The sequence below is a fragment of the Furfurilactobacillus milii genome (assembly GCF_009864005.1).
In the GTDB taxonomy this organism is placed as follows: domain Bacteria; phylum Bacillota; class Bacilli; order Lactobacillales; family Lactobacillaceae; genus Furfurilactobacillus; species Furfurilactobacillus rossiae_B.
Genome location: NZ_WEZQ01000016.1, coordinates 1 through 10,710, shown reverse-complemented (window position 1 = coordinate 10,710; position 10,710 = coordinate 1). Strand labels below are relative to the sequence as shown.

10 protein-coding genes and 2 pseudogenes are annotated in these 10,710 nt (G+C 39.4%); 10 read left to right on the top strand and 2 right to left on the bottom strand.

Annotated features, from left to right (window positions below):
- Window positions 1-536 precede the first annotated feature (536 nt).
- The 6 genes and pseudogenes from GB993_RS08665 (at window position 537) to GB993_RS08640 (ending at window position 6,119) form a co-directional block, all read left to right on the top strand.
- Window positions 537-1,421 (top strand): ParA family protein, encoded by an 885-nt coding sequence (locus tag GB993_RS08665; protein ID WP_161003954.1) that lies wholly within the window; start codon window positions 537-539, stop codon window positions 1,419-1,421.
- The gene (locus tag GB993_RS08660; RefSeq protein ID WP_014216285.1) at window positions 1,418-1,831 is read left to right on the top strand and encodes a hypothetical protein; all 414 of its coding nucleotides are present in this window, start codon (window positions 1,418-1,420) and stop codon (window positions 1,829-1,831) included. Before GB993_RS08665 ends, GB993_RS08660 begins: the two co-directional genes overlap by 4 nt.
- A 924-nt stretch (window positions 1,832-2,755) precedes the next feature.
- Window positions 2,756-3,088 (top strand): annotated as a pseudogene (locus GB993_RS08655) (TetR/AcrR family transcriptional regulator); the annotation flags it as partial.
- A 222-nt stretch (window positions 3,089-3,310) separates the two neighbouring features.
- On the top strand, window positions 3,311-4,015 hold the full coding sequence (locus GB993_RS08650) for an NUDIX hydrolase (protein WP_035426685.1): 705 nt from the start codon (window positions 3,311-3,313) through the stop codon (window positions 4,013-4,015).
- A 114-nt stretch (window positions 4,016-4,129) separates the two neighbouring features.
- Entirely contained in the window at window positions 4,130-5,569 is a 1,440-nt protein-coding gene (locus GB993_RS08645) for a nicotinate phosphoribosyltransferase (protein WP_057785053.1), read from the top strand.
- A gap of 1 nt (window position 5,570) precedes the next feature.
- Window positions 5,571-6,119 carry a cysteine hydrolase family protein gene (locus tag GB993_RS08640; protein ID WP_003712348.1) on the top strand — a complete coding sequence of 183 codons (549 nt, stop codon included), beginning with the start codon at window positions 5,571-5,573 and terminating at the stop codon, window positions 6,117-6,119.
- Window positions 6,120-6,459: 340 nt separating this feature from the next.
- Here the strand turns inward: GB993_RS08640 and GB993_RS08635 are convergent, their stop codons facing one another.
- Together GB993_RS08635 and GB993_RS08630 are read right to left on the bottom strand one after the other, a co-directional pair.
- On the bottom strand, window positions 6,460-7,044 hold the full coding sequence (locus GB993_RS08635; protein ID WP_161003953.1) for a recombinase family protein: 585 nt from the start codon (window positions 7,042-7,044) through the stop codon (window positions 6,460-6,462).
- 104 nt (window positions 7,045-7,148) lie between these two features.
- Entirely contained in the window at window positions 7,149-7,511 is a 363-nt protein-coding gene (locus GB993_RS08630; RefSeq protein ID WP_003712713.1) for a nuclear transport factor 2 family protein, read from the bottom strand.
- 68 nt (window positions 7,512-7,579) lie between these two features.
- On the opposite strand from GB993_RS08630, the gene GB993_RS08625 reads away from it, so the two are divergent.
- From GB993_RS08625 to GB993_RS08610, 4 genes and pseudogenes are all read left to right on the top strand, one after another.
- Window positions 7,580-7,897 carry an ArsR/SmtB family transcription factor gene (locus GB993_RS08625; protein ID WP_161003952.1) on the top strand — a complete coding sequence of 106 codons (318 nt, stop codon included), beginning with the start codon at window positions 7,580-7,582 and terminating at the stop codon, window positions 7,895-7,897.
- 179 nt (window positions 7,898-8,076) lie between these two features.
- Window positions 8,077-8,154: a putative holin-like toxin gene (locus GB993_RS13190; RefSeq protein ID WP_076661461.1), complete on the top strand. Its 78-nt coding sequence runs from the start codon at window positions 8,077-8,079 to the stop codon at window positions 8,152-8,154.
- 226 nt (window positions 8,155-8,380) lie between these two features.
- Window positions 8,381-8,604, top strand: a pseudogene (locus GB993_RS08615) (excinuclease ABC subunit A); the annotation flags it as partial.
- A 270-nt stretch (window positions 8,605-8,874) separates the two neighbouring features.
- A partial coding sequence (locus tag GB993_RS08610) for a collagen binding domain-containing protein (protein WP_161003951.1) occupies window positions 8,875-10,710 on the top strand: 1,836 nt, incomplete at its 3' end.

Below are 10,710 nucleotides of genomic sequence, written 5' to 3'. Positions count from 1 at the left end.
TTCGATCACCAACTAATCAGTGGCACCAAGCCGAAGCTTCGTTTTACCACCCGCGCCGTTAATGGTCGCGCTCACCATTCACCACCCAGCCGTACAGATGACCTTGTTGTGGTATAGCCAGACTTATTGAAGTCGCACTGGCAAACGTGTCCCCTTAGTCTTTACCCGGCAGCTTGTCCCCTACCGTTTTGAAATCACACCATTCTCGACATCTCACCATTTTGCTGGTATAATCTTCATAGTTGAAAAAGATTTTTTTCGAGTGCTGACCAATTCCCGTTGGTTGGCGCTTTTCTTATTTATAAGAGAAGTGTACCTCATTATCTCTTCAAAATAAAGAGGTTTCTTTTTTATATTTATAAATTCATACATACATGAATTTATAAATAAATGAATTCATGTATGTATGATTGAACTAATTGCCTTTGTAAAGCAGTTATTGTCAATAGCAATAGGAACCTTGACACAAACAACAATTCAAGTTATACTTGTTTTGTTATAAATTCATACATTTATGAAAGTGTGGTGCTTAGAAATTGAAAAAAATAAATTTAAAAAGACCCCTCACAATTACTGTTGCAAATCAAAAAGGTGGCGCCGGTAAGAGCACAATCACTCGTTACTTAGCCTACAGCCTGTCTCTCCACGGCTATCATGTGCTAGTCGTAGATGAAGATCCACAATCCAATACTACAAAATCATTCGTAGTAACAAAAGAACATAACGAACCAGATTCAGTTTTTGTCTTAGACAAAACAATGATGGCCGGAATCCGAGACCATGATCTAACTGATTTAGTCGTCAACATACTCCCAAATTTAGATCTTATTCCGGCCCATTATGATTTAAAGAATCTAACAAATTATCTTAGCAAACAGTATGGTGTCGCCGAAGAAGGGGACGCCAATTACCACGAAGTTAAATCGAAAAAGCTCTTCTTTTTAAGAGAATTACTTGAACCTCTCAAAAGCCGTGGAACCTATGACTTCATTTTCATTGACACACCACCAACCTCTTCTGATTATACTGACTCCGCTGTAGGAGCGAGTGATTACGTCCTTGTCGCCTTTCAAACTCAATCAGATTCTCTGGACGGGGCCCACAACTTCATTTTCAATCCAGACGAGCTACCAGAGAAGGTAAACGAGTTCGGCGTGCCAACTGATGTACTCGGTATTCTACCGAATCAAATGCAGCGATCCGGAAGTATTGACGAAACTGTAATGCAAGATGCCGTGAACTTCTTTGGAAAAGAAAATATGTTTAAGACAATTGTTCCTTACAAGCGCCGTCTACAATCCGCACCACGAAACGGTCTACGAAATGATAGTTACTGGGACAAAGATATTTTTACTTCATTCTTAGATAATCTGACGAATGAATTCATTGAACGCGTGTACTTAATGGAGAGTGACAAATGATGACTGAATCAAGACAAAAAAAGCCCGGTTTTTTCACAAAAGATAATTCTGAAAAAGATACATTAAAAAAAGGATCAGGATTACTCGATAAGTCATACAAACCTGATCCGCAGCCAAAAACCCTATATCGACCTGAACCAACTATAGAAACCAATAATAGCTCTAGGTCCACTCAAGGATTCGGTAATAAGAGTGAACGAAAATCTTTAGTTTTGCCGGCTGAACAATATTATCAGTTTATGGCACTACTTGATCAATCAGCATTTAGTTACACCTATGAGTTACTTGGAGATCAAATGCAGCCACAAATTGATAAAATGAGTCAGGTCGAACGACAGATGTTTGATATGAAGGTAGCCCAACTACGTGAGAAAGATGAAAAGAAGAAAAGAACTCGAAAAAAATTATAAGTTTATACAAGTATGAATTTATAATTGTATAACTAGATTTGATACCACTAGTTACTATCTTCACTATGATTCTTGATTACGAGCGTCATAGACTCTCTATCCCGTGTTGTAACATTCATATTTGTATACTTTCATAAATTTATATTTACATACAAGTATGAATTTTCAAAAGTCAGTCGTTAAAAATTACGTCTCTTCAATCTTCACACTTTAACATCAATAACGCTTACTCGAACAATAGCATCATTGATAGCCTGGTAGCTATCAATGATGCTATTGTTCGTCATATTCAAATTGCTGTAGATCAACACCACCTTAATTACTCGAAGCTTGCAGCGTCTTGGAAAAGAGAGAACTCCACTATAAAAAGCGAAAGTGTTCTCAGAATGCGCCTATTTAACATCTAATTTAAAAATGTGCTCTTCTACTTGTTGAAAAGTATGCTGAAATTACGTGAGGCGCTGCAATTAATGCGTAGTAGATTAAAAAATCTACACTGCTATCTTTAATTATCAATATAATAAGTAACATCGCAGTAGATAAGACGACAAGTGTGGTACGTAACCACGGTACTGTTGTCACATGATTGTTTTCTTTGAAACACGGATTCCTACGCTCAAAAAGTTTTAATAGCGTAATAAAAATTATTAAAACGATGGCCGCATAAATCATTATTATTAACCATGAAGAGAGCGTAAAATATCTTGTGTAAATGCATAAAAGATATTTTACGCTCTCTCAGATTCGGTTTGTTGAGGTAATGATGGTTGTGATTGTTTGTGTGTAGTTAAATCTAATTGTGGTGCTTGATCGGCAATCCTATTAGTCGTTGCAATCTGTTCGTCCTTAACCTCTAACTGCTGTTTAAGTAGCTCAATAAAAGCTGATTGTTCTTTGGTTTGAGCCTGTAAAAAATTATTAACCGTCAAACCGTACCAAGAAATTTTCGTGATCGATATTAGTAACCAAGCCCATATTTCCCGGCGGACTTTTTACCGGAATTTCAAAAGCAAAGACGATGTGATTAATCAGTATGTTATTTCCTTACTAAAGAAATACACTGATTGGATCTTGCAAGTTAACCCCCAAACCTATAAAGAAGTCATCGATGACTTCTTTACTTACTGGCCAGCTCACTCAGCTAAATTGGCTTTGTTAGTTAAAGCTGGTTTAAGCTATAAGATCTTGGATAATACTAACCAAACGATGCCGGTTTTCTTTCGGCGTTTCCATCTCCGCCACCCCAGTGTTGCTTGACACGTCGATGTCACTAACGATACCAAAGTTGAATATATGACCCGCATTGCCGTCGGTATTTTCTGGAATACTTTTTGCTTATGGTTAGCCCAGCCGACGTCGATCACCATTCAAAATTTAGCAATCCTCGTCAAACATGATTTAAAGCAACTGGGCAATTACTAGTGGCCGAGAAATGCTAAAATAGAGTTGAGTTAACAATTATGAAGGGAGGAGCGTCAATTGGATAGTGAAATTATTGCCCGGCCATTGGTGACCATCACCAACGTCATTTGGAGTTTTAATACTGAATTACACCGACCACAATTACTATTGATTAAGCGGGCAGATGAACCTCTAAAGGGACATTGGGCCCTCCCCGAAACCCTCTTGCGGAGTAAAGAGAGTGCCGACGCGGCCTGCATTCGTCTAATTGACGATAAAATTGGCCTGCAAGTTCCGATGAATTCAACCGAACAACTGGCCACCTTTACAGATCCCAAGCGGGTTACGGGAACTCGGGCACTGGCACTCGCCTATATGACCTATTTACCATCAACCCCAAAATTGCATCCAGGGTATGGGGCCACAGATGCCCAATGGTTCGTGCTTGATAAAGATCAGGGCAACTATGTGATCACCCATGACCAACAGGAGATTATCCTAAGTCCCGCCGGTCACCTGGTCTTTGATCATATTCAAATCATTACCACCGCCATTAATCGGATTAAAAACAAGCTGGACTATCAACCCCAAATTCTTCGGATCTTAGGTAATACCTTTACCCTGCGCCAAGCGCGCGAAGTCTTTGCGGCTTTCTTAGGTACGACAATTGACAAGATTGATAATTCCAACTTTAAGAAAACTCACAACCACCTCTTCAAAGAAGTCGGGGCCGCCACTTTGAACCATTCTGGGCGGCCACCAAAGCTCTACCAACTTAACTAAAGGGCATCATTTGCATTTTGCTGCAAAGTATTTATACTAGACGTAAATAAAAGTTAACCATACTTTTATTTTTAGCCAATTAAAGTAATTTTTACTTAAAAGGAAGCATTTAAGATGAATCTACAACTATTAACCGACTTATATGAATTTTCCATGGCCAATGGGTACTACGCTACCCTACCCCATGATCGACAAGCTCGCTTCGACGTCTTTTACCGCCGGGTTCCCGACAACGGTAGTTTTGTCATTGTCGCTGGTCTCCAGCAAGTGGTAGAACAAGTTCAAAATTGGCATTTCACTAAGGAGAATATTGAATACCTGACCTCCCTGAATGAATTTACTCCCGAGTTTTTGGATTACCTGAGCAAGATTAAAAATCACTGCTCGATTAAGGCTTTACCAGAAGGAACCCCTGTTTTCCCACGGGAACCAATTATTTCAATTAGTGGACCGTTGATTGAAGCCCAGCTGTTAGAAACCTTTATTCTAAACATCATTAACCATCAATCATTAATTGCGACGAAGTCTTGGCAAATCAACCATGCCGCTCAAGGCCGACCAATTATGGAATTTGGCGCGCGGCGGGCGCAAGGCCCTGATGCCGCCACGTATGGGGCGCGAGCCGCGGTGATCGGCGGTTGTACCAGCACGTCGAACTTACAAGCAGCCAGTAAATTTAATATTCCCGCGGCCGGCACAATGGCACATGCCTGGGTCGAAAGCTTCTCTGATGAATTAAGTGCCTTTCAAGCTTGGGCCAAGGTTTATCCTGACAAAGTTTCCTTGCTCGTTGATACTTATGATGTCTTGAAGTCAGGAGTGCCGAACGCGATTCGGGTCTTCAAGCAAGTTAGCGCTCAAGGGCACCAACCAGTCGGGATCCGGATAGATTCCGGTGACATTTCGCAATTAGCCATCAAAGCCCGGAAGATGCTCGATGATGCTGGCTTCCCCAAGGCAAAGATTACAGCTTCAAATGCCCTTGATGCGCATGTAGTTAAGTCGTTGTTGGATGAAGGAGCTCCAATTGATAACTTTGGGATTGGGGAACGTTTAATTACCAGTTCCTCCAGTCCGGTATTAAGTGGCGTTTATAAGCTCGCCGAAGAAAAGATTAATGATCAATGGATCCCAAAAATTAAGGTTAGTGATAGCAGAGAAAAGATCACCCTGCCTGGTAATAAGCAAGTTTACCGGATTTACCGGCAAGATAACCTTCACCAAGCGATCGCCGATGTGATTGCCCTGGCTGATGAGCACATCACGGCTCCATTGAAAGTGGTTAATGCTAATTCGGCAGCCACGCACGCCAGTCAAGTTCTGACTAACTTTAATGCTAAGCCATTGATGCAAGAATATCTGGGTTCCAATGCTTCCCCAATCGAAAATGATCTCTTTAAGATTCAGCAATTCTCAATGGATCAAGTGGCAGAATTACCAGAAGCCACAAAACGGTTAGTTAACCCCGATCGGTACCCAGTTTACTTAACAGCTACATTGGCTGAATTGCAAGAACAGTTAATTACTAAAGCTCAATTTACGGAGGAACATTAAGATGGCTAAAGCGCTCTTAATTATTGACTATACAAACGACTTTGTGGCTGATAAGGGATCACTAACGGTTGGCAAGCCAGCGCAGACGTTGGCCCCAGAAATTATGCGGTTAGCCGATCAATTCTTAAGCCAGCATGATTATGTGATCTTTCCTACTGATGGTCACCGGCTTAATGACCCATTCAATCCAGAAACCAAACTATATCCGGCCCATAATATTATTGGGACGACCGGTCAGAAACTATACGGCCAAGTCGGCAGCTGGTTTGATCAACATCATGACGACTCCCATGTCTACAAATTCAATAAGAACCGTTACTCCTCCTTCCAAAACACCAATTTGGATAACTACCTGCGGGAACGGCGGATTGATGAAGTCTGGATTGCTGGTGTCTGCACTGATATTTGTGTCCTCCACACCGCAATCAGTGCCTACAACCTGGATTACCACATTGTGATTCCACAAGCAGCCGTGGCCACGTTCTCACCAGCTGGTGCTGAATGGGCGATGAATCATTTTAAAAACGTATTAGGGGCCACAATTCGATAATTCACTTTCAAATGATTATCAAAAAAACCACGAATTAATTACAAAAAATTCCCTTTGCTAAATGCATTGGGAATTTTTCTTTTGGCGTTACCTTTCTAGGGTAAAAGGTAACATTTTATTTTCAAATACAATCTTGAAAATAAAAACGTGTACGATGAATCGAAAGCTACTAAGCATGCAATCGAAGAATGGAACAACAAACACTTTCAGAACTATGTTGAGCACAGTTGTTTGCATTCCGATTAATAAATGATACCACTCTAACATGATTCCCATCATTTTCTCAAAATAGTTTTGCTGCTCATAAAAAACGGTTTTTAATTTATCTGACATATAAGTCTCATCTTTTTATATTAAACTTTTTGCGATATCTGATAAAGGTCGTCCGTTTAATCCCGGTATTTCGAGTCACATCAATGTCACTCATGCCTGCCTGGTAAAGCTTAAAAGCATGTTGCAGGCGGGGATCGTCTTGGGTGTATTGGGGTTTGCGCCCATGATATTTACCCTGTCGCTTAGCTAAGGCAATTCCTTGCTGCTGGCGCTCAATGATTCGCTTACGTTCACTTTCGGCCTGATACTTATAGAGTTCAATAATCAAGTTGGTCATCAGTTGCCGTAAGTTGGGATCCGCAATCCCGGTCATGGACGGTAAATTTAACACATCTAAGGTGGCCCCCTTATTTTGAATGGTGTTCATAATCTTAGTTAAATCCTGGTTGTTTCTGCCTAAGCGATCTAATTCAGTGACCAGGACGATATCACCCTCACGAATATAGGCCAGCATTTTTTGCAGTTCTGGCCGATTAGTGTTAGCTCCACTTAATTTATCCGTAAATAATTTATCAACGCCTTTTAAGGCCGCTAGCTGTCGATCTAAATGTTGCTCTTTGGAACTCACACGAGCATAACCAATTTTAGCCATTGTCAGCACTTCCTTTTGGACAGTTCTAATGAACACTTGTAATTCCTAGTATAGCACAGAAATAAAAACGACCACTAGGGTATACCCTAGTGGCCGTTATATTTCTATTTTTCAAGTTTAACTTTCAAGAAGCTTATTTTGTTTTGCTGGTCAAATTGGTAGGTGTCAAAACCATGAAATGCAAATATTTTTCCACTACGTTTACGCCCAGCAACGGCCCACTCAGCTTGATAGTTACCATCATCGACGACTACATGGAAAAGATGCCTTAATTCTTGGTTATCTTTAAAAAAATTCTTGAAAAATTCGGCGACTCTAGTCGGATTATCAGCAACAAAACCATTAGCGCCCTTGACCACAGCCCTTTTTGAAAAGAGTTGAATTATTTCATGCAATGCTTGTTCATCATTAGAAGCCAAGTCAGATAACTTAAAGTATTGTTCAATGATTTGCGTTTTTGAATCCATATACTTACCTTCTTTCAGCTGTTTAGTATATACTAAACAGCTGAAAAGTAAAAAAGGAGCGGCTATGCATGAAAGAGAACTTACCTAATATTGATCTCAATAAAGTTACCCTTACGCAAATACTAAAATCCTTAAGTGATCCTATTCGTTTAGAGATTGTCACTAAGTTGTTTAAAGAAAGCAAGGAATGCTCATGTGCCATTTTTAATGATCTAGGAAAGAAGAGTAATCTATCTCAACATTACCGAAATTTACGTTTAAATGGCTTAATTTCCGTTAGACATTCTGGTATTCATAGTTATCTTACGTTACGACAAGCAGAACTAGATCACAGATTTCCAAATCTTCTAAAGGCTATTATTGATAATTGGCACCATAGATTTTGAAAATAGCCTTTTAAGCGCTTGGTCATGCAGTGAGTTGCCTGTATAATAGTTCTTTATAGAGAAGTTAAGGCGGTGGCTATTTCCGATCGGAGGTGGTGCTTATGGTGTTAAACCTTTAAAGCCCATAAATCCTAATGAAAGGAGTAGCCTAAGTGTCCGTTGCGGACGCTTTACAATTAATGCTGGCTTTCGGTACTTTTATCGTGGCCTTAATTGCATTAATTGTTGAGCTGATCAAAAGTCAGCAAAAAAAATAACCGCCTTAGCTTGGCAGAGCTAGCGGTTATTTAATCGTATTAAGTTATGCCACCGTCTTTAACGGCTCTACATGGGAAGTCCTGTTCTAGCGGGGCTTCCTTTTTCTGTCTACATTATAGCATGACTATAACTGATTTTCGACTATTTTTAATCAGCTTCCTAGCAGCTTAAGGGAACATACGTTTGCTTTATGTGCTACAATCCAGGTAAAAGCTAACGGAAATGATGAAATTGTTTACTGATGATGAACCGCATGGCGTGTTCTTCTTAATTGATAACAAGTCTTATGCTAGTTGCGAGGCCGTTGCCCGGGGACTAAATCCCTTAAAAGTCCCATAGTGGTCCTTAGTGAAGCTGAAAATACCAATGGTGGACTCATTTTAGCCACGTCACCCGAAGCTAAGCGCTTATTTCATCTTAAAGCCAACGTCTCCCGTAAACGTGACCTGTAACATATGTATAAATATGAAAATGGAAAATCCTATAGAGGAGACCAGAATTTGAATATAACAAAAGGCGCTGTGCCGGCTTTTTCACTGTCGATACAGCGCCTTTGTTATGTCATCGGGAACATATATTTGATAACTACGCTAACACTAGTGATATCACTATTGACGGTTGGTGAAGTTAGTGTGAAATTTCCTATAAGAATATGGTAATATAAGGTCACGTGATAATTTTTAGTATTGCGCATAGAAAACAAAGAAAGAGGCAACAGTATGAGTAATAAATCTAGGCATCGTCGACTTTTATTTATGATGGGACTAGTTTTATTTTCGTTATTAGGGTCAATATGGATATCATCTAATAATGGTATGACCGTATATGCTGATAGCAAGATAAATATTACTCAGAACGGTACGGGGTCTGGGTCTGTTATTAATCAACAGGAAGAACCACAGATAAGTACCGTTAATAGTAATACTACAGATAATGCTAATTCTTCAGACGATCAGACTTCTCAGAAGCAAGTTACTAATACAGAAGCACAACCGAGAGCACCAACTGAACAGGGCACTATGAGTGTTAATGAATCAACATCTGATTCTGGACCTAGTAAGCAGGTAAATTCAGTAACTGATACTTCTAATACAGTTATTAATAATACTGGTATGACCGTATATGCTGATAGCAAGACAAATATTACTCAGAACGGTACGGGGTCTGGGTCTGTTATTAATCAACAGGAAGAACCACAGATAAGTACCGTTAATAGTAATACTACAGATAATACTAATTCTTCAGACGATCAGACTTCTCAGAAGCAAGTTACTAATACAGAAGCACAACCGAGAGCACCAACTGAGCAGGGCACTATGAGTGTTAATGAATCAACATCTGATTCTGGACCTAGTAAGCAGGTAAATTCAGTAACTGATACTTCTAATACAGTTATTAATAATACTGGTAATATTACTGCACTTACTACAAAATCAATTACGGATAGCAGAAAAAACAGTCTAAATTCAAGACTTAGTGCTAAAAAAGAAAATATACAACTGGAAGTAGCAGTAAATACCAAAGAGGATGATAGGGATTGGGGAAACCAATTTATTACCAAAGCAGAATTACAGGATGAAAGTGGTAACCCTAAAACAGACTTTGGTATTTATGATAACATGCAGGCTGCGTGGAACTTTGTTATCCCTGCAAATAAGGCTAAATCTGGTGATACTATGACTGTTGCGATTCCATCAGTATTGACACTAGCAACTATGACTAATTTTGATATTACTTATGCTGATGGAACTGTTATTGGTCGTGCTGCAGCTAATCCCAATACCGGTAAGATTACTATTACCTTGACTGATGCAGTCAAGAATAATCACAATACGATAACAGGTAGCTTTAAATTATGGGTACACTGGAACGCCGATAAGATAGAAAAAAATAAGCTAGTTTCGGTAAATTGGGGTACGTCAGGATCTACCAATATTCATGTAGAGCCATCTAACGGACCAGATCCTAATGAGGTTCTCTATAAATGGGGTTGGTATGACACTAATAATCCATATATTATTTATTGGCGTGTTCGGATTAATTATGCAGGTAAAACTATTAATCAGGCAGTTTATACTGACCGGGTCGATGATAATCAGGCATTAGTTCCAGGATCTGTTTCGGTATACAAAGTTAAATATCAATCTGATGGTAGTAAATTTAATATATTATCTACTTATCCATCTAGTTCTACCATTGAAAATGGTACTTCAGGTTTTACAACTACTCTAGGTGATATATCAAGCCCGGTCGTTATCGATTATAAAACTAAGATTACTAATAATGGAATCTCAGCACATTATAAAAATAATGGTAAATTGGCAGGATCTAATATCGAGAAGCAAACTATCGACGTATATTCACCAAATAATGGTGGCAATGGTAATGCGGATACGATACTTACTATAAGCGGAACAAAGACTTGGAGGGATAACAACAATCAAGATGGAATCCGCCCAAGTTCAATCACAGTGAACTTGTTGGCTAACGGTCAACAAGTCGCAAGCAAGACGGTTAGTGCTAGCGATAACTGGCAATACAGTTTCGACAACTTA